Origin of the sequence: Tateyamaria sp. ANG-S1 (genome assembly GCF_000814025.1) — a bacterium.
Taxonomy (GTDB): Bacteria; Pseudomonadota; Alphaproteobacteria; order Rhodobacterales; family Rhodobacteraceae; genus Tateyamaria.
In genome coordinates this window covers 570,321-584,111 of the sequence record NZ_JWLL01000006.1, presented here as the reverse complement: position 1 = coordinate 584,111, position 13,791 = coordinate 570,321, and the positions used below count along the sequence as shown (strand labels likewise).

Genomic DNA, 13,791 nt, shown 5'->3' with positions numbered 1-13,791 from the left:
AGGACGCCTTGCGGCGACGCGATCCATATTTAGGAATGAGGGGTTTCACCCCTCAAACTCCCCACCGTATTTCCAAAGAGAAGAAGGTTAGACTTCCAGCCATTCCTTGCGCACATCGTCGCGCGCCTTGAGCTCGGCTGGCGTGCCTTCGAACACCACTTGTCCGTGACCCATCACGTAGACGCGATGCGCGATGTCGAGGGCAATGGACAGCTTCTGTTCCACCAGCAGCGTCGCAATCCCGCGCTTGGCAATCTCTTGCAGCAGTTGCGCAACACGCTGCACCATCTGCGGTGACAACCCCTCGGTCGGCTCGTCAATCATCACGAGGTCTGGATCGCCCATCAGGGTGCGGCACATGGTCAGCATTTGCTGTTCGCCTCCCGACAGGACAGACGCTTCGACGTTTGCACGGCGTTCGAGGTTTTCAAACATGTCGAACATGTCCTGCATGGACCAGCGCCCTTCCCCATCCTTCTGGCCGGGCTTGAGACCAAGTATCAGGTTCTGCCGCGTTGTCAGACCGGGAAAGATATCGCGGTTTTCTGGCACGTAGCCGATGCCCATATTGGCCACCTCATAGGCCTTCTTGCCTGCAATCTCCTGCCCCCGGAACCTGACGGAGCCGTACGGCTCAACCTCGCCCATCACCGCCTTGCAGGTGGTCGAGCGCCCGACCCCGTTGCGGCCCAACAACGCGACGATCTCCCCTTCGGCGATCTGGATGTTCACACCCTGAAGGATGTGAGACTTGCCGTAATAGGCATGCAGATCAGTGACATCGAGCATCAGTGCACCTCCATCGCTTCGCCAAGGTAGGCTTCCTGCACCTTTGGGTTGGCGCGCACGGCTTCAGGTGTGCCGGTCGCGATGATCTCGCCATAGACAAGCACGCTGATCTGATCAGCGAGGCCAAAGACAACGCCCATGTCGTGTTCCACCATGATCAATGTCTTGCCCTCGGTCACGGCGCGGATCAGCTCAACAATGTAATCGGTTTCCGAGTGGCTCATCCCGGCCGTGGGTTCGTCCAACATGATCACATCCGCGCCACCCGCAATGGTGATCCCGATCTCGAGCGCGCGCTGTTCGGCATAGCTAAGCACACCGGCGGGCAGATCACGTCGGGCGGTCAAGTTGATCTGGTCGAGGATCCTGTCCGTCCCTTCGGTCAACGCCCGGGACCGGCCCACCATGGACCAGAAATTATAGCGGTAGCCCATCGACCACAGCAGTGAACAGCGCACGTTTTCAAAAACCGACATCTTGGGAAAGATGTTGGTGATCTGGAAACTGCGCGACAGGCCCATGCGATTGATCTGGAACGGGGCCTTGCCCGCCAGATCCTGCCCGTGCATGCGGATATGGCCTTCGGATTGCGGAAAGCGCCCCGTGATCAGGTTGAACAGCGTGGATTTGCCCGCGCCATTCGGCCCGATGATCGCGTGCCGCTCGCCCTTGCCAATACTCAGGTCAACGCCGCGGATGATCTCGGTCTTGCCAAAGGACTTCTTGAGCCCATCGAGTTCGAGCGCGGCGGTCATCTTGGGGCTCCGTCAGGTGTGTTGGCCTCGTTCCATGCCTCAGCCAGTGCGGGGGCTGTGCGGCGCGCAATGCCCAAGCCCACGAAGGTGACCGCGATCGCGACGATCCAAGGCAAGATGGTGTGGCTGTCGAATGTGATCCAGAACAGGGTCATGCTGTGATCGCCCGCGCTTGCATGGCGCAGATGGAAGGTCATTTCGATCAGTCCCGCGGCCCCGAGGCATCCGATTGCACCTGACCCGAGCGTTTTCAGGTACGGCACACCCAACCGGCCCAGCTTGCCCAGACGCATGGCAGGCACATGCATCATCAAGAGACCTGCCAGCCCGCCGGGGAAAAACATCACTGTGACGACAAAGACGATGCCCAGATAAAAGGCCCAGAGTTCAGTTTGCAGGCTCAGCACGGTCTGGACCAACGTGAAGACGATGGCCCCAAGGATGGGCCCAAAGAAAAAGCCCACGCCACCAAGGAAGGTGGCCAGAAGGATCAGCCCGGACTGCGTGGTGTTCAGGTTCTCTTCGGTCAGGATTTCGTAGTTGATGGCAAAGAGTGCGCCCGCGACACCTGCGAAAAAGCCGGATGCGACGAAGGAAAAGAAACGCACCCAGCGGGCAGAGTAGCCAAGGAATTCTGCACGTTCTGGGTTGTCGCGCACGGCATTTGCCATCCGGCCCAGCGGTGTGCGGGAGTAGAGATACATCAGCGCAGCCGAAATCAGCAGCCACGCCGCAATCAGGTAATACACCTCGATCTGTTGCAGGAACTCGACGCCGAAGAATGGCATGCCGTAGGTGCGGTCGCCGGAAATACCCTCTTCCCCGCCAAAGAAGGCGACGATGATCACCGAACAGGCTGCGATCAACTCGCCCACGCCCAGCGAGATCATGGCAAAGACTGTGCCTGCTTTACGGGTCGAAAAGGCGCCCACGATCGTCGCGAGCCCCATGCCCATCAACCCGCCAAAGATCGGTAGCAGTGGCAGCGGGATCTGCGCAAAAAAGTCGTCCATGTTCATGATGTGAACGCAGGCAAAGCCGCCGACGCCGGCGTAGACGGCATGGCCAAAGCTTAGCATCCCGCCCTGCCCCAAAAGCATGTTGTAGGCCAAAGCAAAGATGATGGTGATCGCCATCTGATTCATGATCGTGATGGCGGAATTGGCTGTGAAGATGAACGGAAGGACCATCAACAGCGCCGCGGCCAGTACCCAAGGGATGAGGGGGACGGTCAGGGACCCTGCCCCAATCCGCTGGGCAGGTTTGGTCGGGTCGGTGGTCAGCTGATCTGTCATGCGTCACGCTTTCCGAACAGGCCATAGGGGCGGAAGATCAGGATCAGCACCATCAGGATGTAAGGCAGGATGTCTGCAATCTGCGGGCTGGTGATCGACCAGAGGTCACGCCACGCACTGTCCCAGATGGGTTCCGGCTTGGTGAAGCCGAGCCAGGTGAGCAGATCCTCCATCCGCAGGTTGTAGGCTTTGGAGAATGTCGTGATCCATCCGATGAGCAGAGAGGCCACCAGCGCCCCCCAGAGGCTGCCAAGCCCCCCGATGACAATGGTGACAAAGACGATGGAGCCGAGGACGAAGGCCATGCCCGGAAACGTGCCCAAGACCGGACCTGCGATTACGCCTGCAACACCGGCCAGTGCTGTGCCCACGCCGAACACTCCCATGAAGATGAGCGGCACGTTGTGGCCCAAAGCCTCGACCGTCTTGGGATAGGTCAGCGCTGCTTGGATGATCATGCCCACCCGTGTGCGCGTCAGCACATACAAGAGCCCGATGAAGATCGCGATGGAGATGAAGATCATGAAGATTTTGTAGGCCGGGATCGAATTGCCCGCGATGGAGAAGGCAGTGAATTGCAGGATCTCGGGCGTGGCATAGGGCATCTGGTTCTTGCCCCAGATGAACTGCACCAGCTCTTCGATCAGCAGGGCAAGGCCGAAGGTAAAGATCAGCTCGGGCACGTGACCGTATTGATGCACCCGCCTGAGGCCATATCGTTCGACCCCTGCCCCCAGCACGCCTACAACCAATGGAGCGATCAGCAGACCCATCCAAAAGCCGAGGTAAAGGCTGATCTGGAAGGCGAAATAGGCCCCCAGCATGTAAAAGCTCGCATGGGCAAAATTGAGTACACCCATCATCGAAAAGATGAGCGTGAGACCCGCCGACAGCATGAAAAGCAGGAGGCCAGTGACAAGTCCGTCGATGAGATTGACGAGAATGAGGTCCATATCAGCTGTGATCCAAAGGACGCCGTGCGGCGAAACGATTCATGTTTGAGGAATGAGGGGTTTCACCCCTCAAACTCCCCACCGTATTTGGAAAGAGAAGAAGCACGGGATGTGGTTGCACCCCGTGCGCACCGTTTACGGGCGACGCATCTCGCACGTCGTTGGGCTGTCTGCGGCCGCCATCTCGACTGTTTTGACGACCTTTACGCCGAAGCCGGAGTTGTCATGGTCGTGCACCACGTCGCTGGTGTGTTCCATGATATGCACGTTCTGGATCAGCTGGTGATCGCTTTCGCGCATCATCAGGTTACCACCCCACAGGCTTTCATGCTCCATCCCGGCCAGAGCGTAGGCCACGGGCACCACATCATCAGCTGTGCCCGCCTCATTGATGGCCTTGGCGAGCATTTCAATCACGTTGGTGATCCGCGCCTGGCTCAGATTGCCATCCGGATATTTGGCTTTGAACGCTTGGATGTATTCCGACGCACGGTCGTTCGGCGGCGGGTTCAACTGGCCCTCAGCCACCAGGCGCAGACTGCCCACACCTGCATCGCCAAAGGCGGCGGTGATCCCGTCTGCGGCGGCATAGTAGGTGTAGATCGGACCGGTAAAGCCATTCTCAAGCACCGATTTGCCAAGGCCCACCATGTCTGCGCCCCAGTTTCCGGTGATCACCGCATCCGCGCCGGATGCCACGATCTTGCGGCTGTACGGCGTGAAATCCTTGACCTTGCCGATGGGGTGTAGCTCATTCCCGACGATCTCGATTTCGGGGGCCTTTTCACCCAGATACCTTACCGCCGCCGAAGCAACCGCTTTGCCAAAGCTGTAGTCCTGACCAATGATATAGACCTTCTCGATCTCGTCATTACTGACGATGCTGTCGGTCAGGGCGTCCATCTTGATGTCGGCATTGGCATCAAACCGGAAGTGCCAGAAATTGCACTTGTCATTGGTCAGCGCAGGATCGACGGCCGAATAGTTCAGAAACAGCACCCGGTCGTCTGGATTGCGACGATTGTGCTTGTTGATGGCTTCGGTCAGGGCGTTGGCAACGCCGGACGAATTGCCCTGTGCGATGTAGCGGATGCCCTGGTCAATCGCGACCTGCAACTGGATCAGGGACTCTTTTGGGCTGATTTTGTTGTCGAAGGCGACAATCTCGAACATGTCGCCATCCAGCACGCCGCCCTTCTTGTTCACCAGCTCTTCGGCCGCGAATTCATACTGGTGCAACCCGTTGGTGCCCGTCCCGGCGAAGGGTCCGCTGAGCGGATCGATAAAGGCGATCTTGATGGTGTCAGCGCCAGCGGCAAAGGCACTGACGGCAAGTGTCAGGGCTGTCGTCAGCCCCAGCATGGTCTTGGTGCGCATGATGTTCCTCCCTAGAACGCGGTCCGCCAAGCGGCCTCTTCGGGCCAGTTTGCGAGGCGGGATAAGTCCAGCGTTGCACAGGTACAGGATAAGTCAAGCGTCTAGGTTGAATCCGTTTGCGTTCAGCATGGCGCGGCAAGCTACTTCAGGTAACACATAAGGATAGCATCGCAAACCATTGCTAAACATCATTTTCCAGTGCCTTCAGACCATTCTCAGCAAAGACCGAAACAAAGGCACCAAGTTGCATGGCACGTTTCGGGTTCGACGCATTGCCATCCAGCGCCCGTTTCAGCACCCCCTGGATGATCGCGCCCATGCGAAAAAAACAAAAAGCGACGAAAAAGCCGAAGCGGTCCACCCGCTCTAACCCGCGGCGTTGGCAATATTCCGCCACAAATTCCGCGTCCGTGGGCAGGCCGAGCCCCCCTCGATCTACGCCCATCAACCCGCGGCCCTCTGATCCAGCGGGCAGTTGCCATTGCATGATGACAGATGCCAGATCAGCATTGGGATGACCGATGGTGCTCAGCTCCCAGTCCAGCACGGCAAGGCAGCGAGTGCCCTCCGCCTCAAAGATCATATTGTCGATCCGGTAGTCGCCATGCACGAGCGTTCGTTGCCCATCATCCTCCGGCATATCGGCCGCCAGCCGTTCGATGAGACTGTTCATGGCCGGGATGTCCTGCGTTTCCGAGGCGCGGTATTGCTTGGTCCAGCGCCCGATCTGCCGTTCGAGATAGTGCCCGGGCGGGCCGTAATCGCTTAACCCAACGGCGTCCACATCCACGTCATGCAGGGCTGCCAGAACCCGGTTCATGTCTGAAATCACCGCGGTACGGTCGGCGTTGGTCAGCCCCTCCATCGTCGGCTCATTGAAATTGCGACCTTTCACGTGATCCATCACATAGAAGTCCGAACCGATCACAGAAGCATCCTCGCACAGCACATGCATCTTGGCGACGGGCACCTCAGAGCCATGCAGGGCCTTTTGGACACGAAACTCGCGGTCGACGGCGTGCGCAGACTTGAGCAATTGTCCCGGCGGCTTGCGGCGCAGGACATAGTTTCCCGCGCCCGTCTCCAGCAGGAATGTCGGGTTGGACTGCCCGCCTGTGAACTTCGTCGCCGTGATGGCCGTATCGAACCCGGGCAGCTTGTCCCTGAGAAAGTGCGCAACAGCCACGGTATCGAGTGTTTGCGTGTCCATAACTACCCCACAAAATCCCGCGCAAGCCGTGCGCCCGCAGCCGCATACTCATCCGCCATACGGTCTACAATTGCGCCCGCCGGACCCACGGATGTGACCGCACCGATACCCTGCCCCGATCCCCAAATGGTTTTCCACGCCTTCGGTTTGGAAGAACCAGACGCGAAGTTCATGGACGAGGCATCTGCCGTTGGCAGATTGTCGGGGTCCATCCCCGCAGCCTCTACCGATCCGCGCAGATAGTTGCCCCAAACACCGGTAAACAGGGACGAATAGACGATATCTTCCGCCCCGCTTTCGACGATCATGTCCTTGTATCCTTGCACGGCGTTGGCCTCGTCCGTGGCGATAAAGGGCGAGCCGACATAGCCGAAATCAGCACCCATGGCGCGGGCTGCCAACAGTGCCTCGCCCGTCGCGATGGCGCCGGACAAGGCAAGCGGTCCGTCAAACCATTCGCGAATTTCGCGGATCAGGGCAAAGGGTGATTGCTGGCCCGCATGTCCACCGGCCCCTGCCGCCACGGCGACAAGGCCGTCCGCGCCCTTGTCGATGGCCTTGCGGGCAAAAGTATTGTTGATGACATCGTGCAAGACCACACCGCCACAGGAATGGGCGGCCTCGTTCACCTCGACCCGCGCGCCAAGCGAGGTGATCCAGATCGGCACCTTGTGACGCACACAAATCTCCAGATCGCGGTCCAGCCGCGCGTTCGAACGATGCACGATTTGATTTACGGCAAAAGGTGCCGCCGGCCGGTCCGGATGTGCCTGGTTATGGCGATCTAGCTCTTCCGAAATCTGCGTCAGCCAAGCTTCCAGCAGCGGCGGCTCGCCTTCGGCCTCCCGCGCGTTCAACGCCGGAAACGACCCGACAATACCCGCCTTGCACTGCGCGATGACCAGTTCCGGCACTGAAATGATGAACAGCGGTGCCGCGATCATGGGAATCCGCAAGCCCTGCAAAGCGGCAGGCAAGTGTCGGTCAGCCATCATATCTCGCGCCACGGGTCCATCCTTCCCTGTTTCAAAAAATCCCCGCCGGAGGCTCCCGCACCCTCAAACCAAGCCACGGTCACAGCACCTCGAACAGACCAGCCGCCCCCATGCCGCCACCCACACACATGGTGCAGACCACATGCTTGGCTCCCCGCCGTTTGCCCTCTATCAGCGCATGGCCCACCATCCGCGCGCCCGACATGCCATATGGGTGTCCGATGGAAATCGCCCCGCCGTTGACGTTCAACAGCTCGTCGGGAATGCCGAGCGTATCGCGGCAATAGAGCACCTGAACCGCAAAGGCCTCGTTCAATTCCCAAAGGCCAATATCGTCCATGCCCAGCCCATGCGCCTCAAGTAATTTGGGCACGGCAAAGACGGGTCCAATTCCCATCTCGTCCGGCTCGCACCCGGCGGCCATGACGCCGACACACCGGCCCAAGGGCGAAAGCCCCTTCTTCTCGGCGAGCGACGCCTCCATCACAACAGCAGCAGACGCCCCATCAGACAGCTGCGAGGCATTGCCCGCAGTGATGTATTCACCCTGCTCAACATGAATGCCATTCGCGAAAACCGGCTTTAGCCCAGCGACGTTCTCGTAGGTTGTTTCGGGCCGATTGCCCTCATCCTTGTCGAGCGTCACCTCGTGCTCCGAGATCGCCTTAGTCTCCTTGTCCTGGAACTTCATCACCGTGGAAAGCGGCACGATCTCATCATCGAACTTGCCCGCCTCCTGTGCTGCTGCGGTGCGTGCCTGACTCTGCACGGCGTAGCGATCCTGCGCCTCACGGCTCACGCCGTACCGGGCCGCAACAGTCTCGGCTGTCTCAAGCATGGTCATGTAAATCTCGGGCTTGTTCTGCTTCAGCCACGGGTCTGCATGGGTCCGCATCTCCTGCGTCTGCACCATCGACACGGACTCGACCCCGCCACCGACGACAACTTCCATCCCGTCATGCACCACCTGCTTCGACGCGGTCGCAATCGCCATCATGCCCGAGGCGCACTGCCGGTCCACGCTCATCCCCGCCACGGTCACGGGCAGCCCCGCCCGGATCGCGGCCTGTCGTGCCACGTTGCCCGCCTGGTGGCCCTGTTGGAGTGCGGCCCCCATAATGACATCCTGCACCTCGGCCCCGTTAAGGCCTGCCCGCTTGACCGCATGTTCGATGGCATGGGCCGCGAGCGTTTGCGGCGGCGTTGCATTGAATGCGCCACGGTATGCCTTGCCGATGGGCGTGCGGGCGGTGGAGACGATAACGGCGTCGCGCATGATCAGATGTCCTTGTGTTTTGAGAGGTCAGGACCGGGGCGCTGCCCCGGACCCCGGAGTTTACTTGGCAAGATGAAGGGGATTGGGGTCTTACCAGTCAAGGTCCACCCCCTTGGCTGCGGCTGCCCGAAGGGCGTATTTGCGGGTTTGTGCAAAGGCGTTTTCAAGCGGTTCGGCACCCGTCGGGTCGGTTATCGTCGACCATGCAGCCGCCACGGCTTCCGGTGTGACGTCACCGTCGATCAGCGCGCCTTTTGTTTCGGTGATCTGCGTCACGGCAAAGGTGCCACCGCCCGCCGACAGGATCGTGCGGCTCGGGGCGTTCTTGCTCACCAGATACAGAACGCCGGGTGTGATCGTTTCCGGCTGCAAAAGAGCAAGTGCCGCGTCCGGCAGCAACCCTTCGGTCATTGCCGTAGCGGCGGTTGGGGCCAGCGTATTCACGCGGATATCGTCGCGTGCGCCCTCCAGATGAAGCGTATTCATCAACCCAACCATCGCGGCCTTGGCCGCTGCATAGTTCGATTGGCCGAAATTCCCGTAAAGCCCGGACCCGGATGACGTCAGAACGATCCGGCCGTACCCCTGCGCCCGCATGATCGGCCAGACCGCATGGCAGCACAGCGCCGTGCCCATCAGGTGCACCTCTATGACTTTGGCGAAATCAGCCATGTCCATCTTGGCAAAGGTCTTGTCCCTCAGGATGCCCGCATTGTTGATCAGAATATCGATCTGGCCCCAGCGCTCCATGACCTGCGCGACCATATCGGCGACGGCCTGTGTGTCGGAGATGTCTGCCGCTATAGCGAACGCTTCGCCCCCTGCGCTTTCGATCTCGGCCACGATATCGCCTGCCGCGTGCATGTCGTTGATCACGACCTTCGCACCCCTGGACGCAAGCCCAAGGGCGTGGGACCGGCCCAATCCTGCGCCCGCCCCGGTGACGATCGCAACCTGATCGTCGAAGCGGATCATCCGCCCAAGGCCGCGCGGAACAGGTTCGGTCCGGTCATGACCTGAACACCACCCGACACCGGCAGCACCGCCCCTGTCAAATACGCGCCTCCGCGCCCGCAGAGGAATTGCATACAGCCCGCGATGTCCTCATCCCGGCCCACGCGCCCCAGCGGCACATCGGCACCGACTTTTTCACGCATATCCTCGTCAGCGGTGGCAAAGGCCGTCATGTTAGACACGAACGGCCCCGGCGCCAGCGCATTCACGGTGACATGATGCGACGCCAGTTCCTTGGCCATGATCTTGGTCATATGCAGCACAGCGGCCTTGGATGCGGCATAGGAATAGGCCCCATCCCCAAGCGGCACCTCGCCCATGACAGAGCCCACGTTGACCACGCGCGCCGGATCATCGGCGGTACCGGTCTTGATCAGCACAGGCAGCAGCGATTGCGTCAGATGGAACATCGCGGCCACGTTCACATTCATCACCTTTTCCCAGGCGGCATGGGGGAACTGGCCCATAGGCGCACCCCAGGTGACGCCAGAATTGTTCATCAGGATATGAAGATAATCCGTTCGCCCGGTTACCTCAGCCACGAGGGTTGCGATTCCCTCCTCGCTGCCAATGTCTCCGGCAAAGCCCTCGACTGAGCCCGGGGCGTCCATGGCGTTCAACTCCGCCGCGACCGCTTCGCAGGCATCGCCCTTGCGGCTCGCAATCAAAACACGCGCACCGGCCATCATCAGCCCGGTGGCGGCCATCCGCCCAATGCCGGTCGCACCACCGGTCACAAGGGCCACCTTGCCCTCCAACGAAAACAGGGTCCTGGGGTCCATCGCTTTTCCTCCCTTGCGCGGGCTACCGCTACGTCGCCCGGCCCAGCCGCTTTACAGCGGCGCCTCCTCAACTGCAGGATGAGACAAAGGCAGGCACATTGCACCCCTGCCGTAACGTCACGGGAGGGAGGACCCGATATGCACGCCATGCTCAGCACCGCGCCCGGCAGACCCGAAACGCTGGAATGGACCGAAGGGCCGACCCCTGAGCCGAAGAAGGGTGAGGTCCGGATCGCGGTCAAGGCGGCGGGCGTGAACTTCCCCGACACGTTGATCATTCGCGATCTCTATCAGGTCAAACCGCCGCGTCCCTTTGCACCGGGTGGCGAGGTTGCTGGCGTGGTCGAAGCCGTTGGCGAAGGCGTGTCGCATCTGGCCGAAGGCGACCGGGTGCTGGCGATGACCGGCTTTGGCGGCTTTACCACCCATCTCTGCGCGCAAGCCATAGCCTGCGTTAAAATCCCGGATGACATGCCTTTCGAAGATGCTGCCTGCTTTATCTTCACATACGGAACGTCCCATTATGCATTGAAAAACCGTGCGGAATTGCAATCCGGTGAAACTCTGCTCATCCTCGGGGCCGCAGGTGGCGTAGGCGCTGCGGCCATCGAATTGGGCAAGGCTGCGGATGCCCACGTGATCGCTGCGGTCAGTTCACAGGACAAGGCGGATTTTTGCAAAGAGCTGGGCGCTGACGACACGATTGTTTATCCACGCGAGATGGACCGCGACGCGCAAAAGGCGCTGTCGGTGGAGATCAAGAAGATCGCCGGCCCGGATGGCGTCAATGTCGCATACGACGCGGTGGGTGGTGACTATGCCGAGCCGGTGATCCGCTCCATGGCGTGGGGCGGCCGGTTTCTTGTTGTCGGCTTTCCAGCAGGTATCCCGTCGATCCCCCTCAACCTGACACTGTTGAAATCTTGCCAGGTCGTCGGCGTCTTTTGGGGCGCATCCATCTACCGCGACCCCGCTGGACACATGCAGAATGTCGCGGAGCTCTTTGATATGTATGCAAAAGGTCAGGTCAAACCGCGCATCTCTGCCAGCTTTCCGATGCAGGACGCTGCTAAGGCGCTGAATTTGATCGCGGACCGAAAGGTGTTGGGCAAAGTGGTGCTGACCAACACCTAGAGGTGCGCCAGATGCTGCGTATCATTGAACCCGAGCACCCTCATCCGACCGTCGGTGATCACCAACCGGCTGATCGACCCGTTGGCAGCCCCGAGAAAAGCAAATGGCTCGGAGCCCGAGGCGATGGCCATCGCGGCTCCGATCACGCCGCCATGTACGAACACGGCAACCCTCTGATCCGCATGCGCCTGAGCAATGTCCAGCAACCCTTTGCGCACGCGACCAAAAAAGCTGTCTCGGGTTTCGGCGTTTGGAATAGGCGACCAGTCTTGTGTATCAACAACCTTGCGGTAGATCGGATCGCCTTCAGCCGCCTTGATCCGATACAAACCACCGTCCCAATCGCCAAGACTCACCTCATGCAGGTCGGGGTTCACCTGCGGCGTCAGCCCAAGATGCGCAGCAAGCGGCGCCGCCGTCTGATGTGTTCGCGTCAACTTCGTCACGTAAAGCGCTGCAAAGGCTTCACCTTTCAAACGATCACCCACGGCCAAAGCCTGCCGCTCCCCTTGCGGGTGCAATGGCGGGTCGCCATGCCCATCTTTCATCGGAAACGACACGCCGGGGCGCGCGGGCGCGCTCTCACCGTGCCGGATCAACAACAGATCAGCCGCCCCCGCGGGCGGCGCATAGACGGGCTGGCGGTACTCTTTCGTCATGCCCCCTCATACACAGGAGCCACCATATGACCAACCGCCAGATTGTCGTCGCCGAACTGCCGCAGGGCTCCCTCAGCCCGGATCATTTCGAACTGCAGACGGGGCCCATGCCCAAGCCCCAGGACGGCGAGGTGCTCCTGCGCACCATCCTGATGAGCATCGACGCCGCCAACCGCTCGTGGATGCAGGGCGCCACCTACCGCGACGCGGTCAACGCAGGCGATCCCATGCCGACCTACGCCATCTGCGAAGTGATGGAGAGCACGTCCCCCCGCCTCAGCCCCGGTGACATCGTCGCTGCCGAAAGCGTCTGGGCCGATCATGTCACGCGCCCCGCCCACAAGGTGCAGAAACTGCCTAAGGTGCAGCCACTCAGCCACCTACTCAGCGTCTACGGCATCGCGGGCAAAACAGCCTTTCACGGGCTCATGCAGATCGGCCAACCGCTGGCCGGTGAAACGATCGTGGTCAGCGCGGCGGCAGGATCAGTGGGCGGCTATGTAGGTCAAATCGGCAAGGCACTGGGCTGTCGGGTCGTGGGTATCGCGGGTGGCCCCGAAAAATGCGCGTTTGTTACCGAAGAACTCGGCTTTGACGCCTGCGTCGATTATCGTGCGGACGGCGTGTTCAAAGCGCTGCGCGCCGCCTGCCCCGATGGCATCGACGTCTATTTCGACAATGTCGGCGGCGAGATCCTCGAAACAACGCTAGGCCTGATGAACGAACGCGGGCGCGTTGTGTGCTGCGGTGCCATCAGTCAGTACGACACGACAAACCCGACTGGACCACGTAACCTGCCGGGCGTTGTTGTTGTGAAACGCCTGCGTATGGAAGGGTTCATCGTCATGGACTTCGCCCGCGACGACGCCAAGGCAACGCGCGCCCTGCAGGAATGGGTCGCACAGGGCAAGATCAAGGTGACCGAAGACATCGTGGATGGCCTCGAAAACGCGCCGCACGCGCTGATCGGACTGCTAAACGGCGACAATACCGGCAAGCGCATGGTGCGCGTGGGCGCCGATCCATGAGCATCGAGGCGGCATTCGATGCGCTCCAAGCACAAATCGGGTCCGAGGTCGGCGTATCCAACTGGATCACCGTCGACCAACCCATGATCAACCGATTTGCGGACGTCACCCGTGACGACCAATGGATCCACATTGACCCCGTGCGTGCCGCCGACAGCGACCTGGGCGGCACCATCGCGCACGGTTTCCTGACACTCAGCCTCGCATCGCGATTCGCCTACGACTGCTTCCCGCTCCTGCCGGGGCAAAGCATGGGCATCAACTACGGCTTTAACCGCCTGCGGTTTCTGACACCCGTGCGTCCGGGGCAACAGCTGCGCGGGCGCTTTACCCTGCGCGATGTCAGCAAACGCAGCCCAACCGAGTTGTTGCGCAGCTTCGATCTGACAATTCAGATCGAAGGCGTCGAAACCCCTGCCCTTGTTGCAGAATGGCTTGGGTTGGCGGTCTTTGCACAATTGCATCAACGTATCTCTGGACAGGCATAGTCCAGACTCGCTAACACCTCGGGAACATCAAGGTAA

Annotated in this window: 14 protein-coding genes; 3 read left to right on the top strand and 11 right to left on the bottom strand. The window is 60.4% G+C overall.

All coding sequences use genetic code 11. The features are described from left to right. Positions 1-87: 87 nt before the first annotated feature. From RA29_RS14160 to RA29_RS14115, 10 genes are all read right to left on the bottom strand, one after another. Positions 88-792: an ABC transporter ATP-binding protein gene (locus tag RA29_RS14160; RefSeq protein ID WP_342666424.1), complete on the bottom strand. Its 705-nt coding sequence runs from the start codon at positions 790-792 to the stop codon at positions 88-90. After that, complete coding sequence (locus RA29_RS14155) at positions 789-1,544, bottom strand: ABC transporter ATP-binding protein (RefSeq protein ID WP_039686956.1); 756 nt, start codon at positions 1,542-1,544, stop codon at positions 789-791. The genes RA29_RS14160 and RA29_RS14155 overlap by 4 nt, the downstream gene beginning before the upstream one ends. After that, entirely contained in the window at positions 1,541-2,839 is a 1,299-nt protein-coding gene (locus RA29_RS14150; RefSeq protein ID WP_039686954.1) for a branched-chain amino acid ABC transporter permease, read from the bottom strand. Before RA29_RS14150 ends, RA29_RS14155 begins: the two co-directional genes overlap by 4 nt. After that, positions 2,836-3,792, bottom strand: coding sequence for a branched-chain amino acid ABC transporter permease (locus RA29_RS14145; protein ID WP_039686949.1), 957 nt, complete (start codon positions 3,790-3,792; stop codon positions 2,836-2,838). Before RA29_RS14145 ends, RA29_RS14150 begins: the two co-directional genes overlap by 4 nt. A 135-nt stretch (positions 3,793-3,927) precedes the next feature. After that, the gene (locus RA29_RS14140) at positions 3,928-5,169 is read right to left on the bottom strand and encodes a branched-chain amino acid ABC transporter substrate-binding protein (protein ID WP_039686947.1); all 1,242 of its coding nucleotides are present in this window, start codon (positions 5,167-5,169) and stop codon (positions 3,928-3,930) included. A gap of 181 nt (positions 5,170-5,350) precedes the next feature. Then, on the bottom strand, positions 5,351-6,379 hold the full coding sequence (locus tag RA29_RS14135) for a phosphotransferase family protein (protein WP_039686946.1): 1,029 nt from the start codon (positions 6,377-6,379) through the stop codon (positions 5,351-5,353). Between the two features lie 2 nt (positions 6,380-6,381). Beyond that, positions 6,382-7,374, bottom strand: a complete 993-nt coding sequence (locus RA29_RS14130; protein ID WP_039686945.1) for a nitronate monooxygenase family protein — start codon at positions 7,372-7,374, stop codon at positions 6,382-6,384. Positions 7,375-7,453: 79 nt separating this feature from the next. Next, complete coding sequence (locus tag RA29_RS14125) at positions 7,454-8,650, bottom strand: acetyl-CoA C-acyltransferase (RefSeq protein ID WP_039686943.1); 1,197 nt, start codon at positions 8,648-8,650, stop codon at positions 7,454-7,456. Positions 8,651-8,740: 90 nt separating this feature from the next. After that, positions 8,741-9,625: an SDR family NAD(P)-dependent oxidoreductase gene (locus tag RA29_RS14120; protein WP_039686940.1), complete on the bottom strand. Its 885-nt coding sequence runs from the start codon at positions 9,623-9,625 to the stop codon at positions 8,741-8,743. Continuing rightward, positions 9,622-10,446, bottom strand: coding sequence for an SDR family NAD(P)-dependent oxidoreductase (locus RA29_RS14115; RefSeq protein ID WP_039686939.1), 825 nt, complete (start codon positions 10,444-10,446; stop codon positions 9,622-9,624). The genes RA29_RS14120 and RA29_RS14115 overlap by 4 nt, the downstream gene beginning before the upstream one ends. Positions 10,447-10,584: 138 nt before the next feature. On the opposite strand from RA29_RS14115, the gene RA29_RS14110 reads away from it, so the two are divergent. Further along, positions 10,585-11,580, top strand: a complete 996-nt coding sequence (locus RA29_RS14110) for an NADPH:quinone oxidoreductase family protein (RefSeq protein WP_039686937.1) — start codon at positions 10,585-10,587, stop codon at positions 11,578-11,580. Here RA29_RS14110 and RA29_RS14105 read toward each other — a convergent pair. Beyond that, on the bottom strand, positions 11,577-12,239 hold the full coding sequence (locus tag RA29_RS14105; protein WP_039686935.1) for a histidine phosphatase family protein: 663 nt from the start codon (positions 12,237-12,239) through the stop codon (positions 11,577-11,579). The two genes, RA29_RS14110 and RA29_RS14105, sit on opposite strands and share 4 nt — an antisense overlap. A gap of 26 nt (positions 12,240-12,265) precedes the next feature. On the opposite strand from RA29_RS14105, the gene RA29_RS14100 reads away from it, so the two are divergent. Both RA29_RS14100 and RA29_RS14095 read left to right on the top strand, forming a co-directional pair. Continuing rightward, complete coding sequence (locus tag RA29_RS14100; RefSeq protein ID WP_039686933.1) at positions 12,266-13,267, top strand: NADP-dependent oxidoreductase; 1,002 nt, start codon at positions 12,266-12,268, stop codon at positions 13,265-13,267. After that, positions 13,264-13,755 (top strand): MaoC family dehydratase, encoded by a 492-nt coding sequence (locus RA29_RS14095; RefSeq protein ID WP_039686931.1) that lies wholly within the window; start codon positions 13,264-13,266, stop codon positions 13,753-13,755. Before RA29_RS14100 ends, RA29_RS14095 begins: the two co-directional genes overlap by 4 nt. The last annotated feature ends 36 nt before the right edge of the window (positions 13,756-13,791 follow it).

Excerpts from the sequence above, each read along its gene's own strand:
- RA29_RS14155 (WP_039686956.1), bottom strand. The coding sequence starts at position 1,544 with ATGACCGCCGCGCTCGAACTCGATGGGCTCAAGAAGTCCTTTGGCAAG.
- RA29_RS14150 (WP_039686954.1), bottom strand. The coding sequence starts at position 2,839 with ATGACAGATCAGCTGACCACCGACCCGACCAAACCTGCCCAGCGGATT.
- RA29_RS14145 (WP_039686949.1), bottom strand. The coding sequence starts at position 3,792 with ATGGACCTCATTCTCGTCAATCTCATCGACGGACTTGTCACTGGCCTC.
- RA29_RS14140 (WP_039686947.1), bottom strand. The coding sequence starts at position 5,169 with ATGCGCACCAAGACCATGCTGGGGCTGACGACAGCCCTGACACTTGCC.
- RA29_RS14135 (WP_039686946.1), bottom strand. The coding sequence starts at position 6,379 with ATGGACACGCAAACACTCGATACCGTGGCTGTTGCGCACTTTCTCAGG.
- RA29_RS14130 (WP_039686945.1), bottom strand. The coding sequence starts at position 7,374 with ATGATGGCTGACCGACACTTGCCTGCCGCTTTGCAGGGCTTGCGGATT.
- RA29_RS14125 (WP_039686943.1), bottom strand. The coding sequence starts at position 8,650 with ATGCGCGACGCCGTTATCGTCTCCACCGCCCGCACGCCCATCGGCAAG.
- RA29_RS14120 (WP_039686940.1), bottom strand. The coding sequence starts at position 9,625 with ATGATCCGCTTCGACGATCAGGTTGCGATCGTCACCGGGGCGGGCGCA.
- RA29_RS14115 (WP_039686939.1), bottom strand. The coding sequence starts at position 10,446 with ATGGACCCCAGGACCCTGTTTTCGTTGGAGGGCAAGGTGGCCCTTGTG.
- RA29_RS14110 (WP_039686937.1), top strand. The coding sequence starts at position 10,585 with ATGCACGCCATGCTCAGCACCGCGCCCGGCAGACCCGAAACGCTGGAA.
- RA29_RS14105 (WP_039686935.1), bottom strand. The coding sequence starts at position 12,239 with ATGACGAAAGAGTACCGCCAGCCCGTCTATGCGCCGCCCGCGGGGGCG.
- RA29_RS14100 (WP_039686933.1), top strand. The coding sequence starts at position 12,266 with ATGACCAACCGCCAGATTGTCGTCGCCGAACTGCCGCAGGGCTCCCTC.
- RA29_RS14095 (WP_039686931.1), top strand. The coding sequence starts at position 13,264 with ATGAGCATCGAGGCGGCATTCGATGCGCTCCAAGCACAAATCGGGTCC.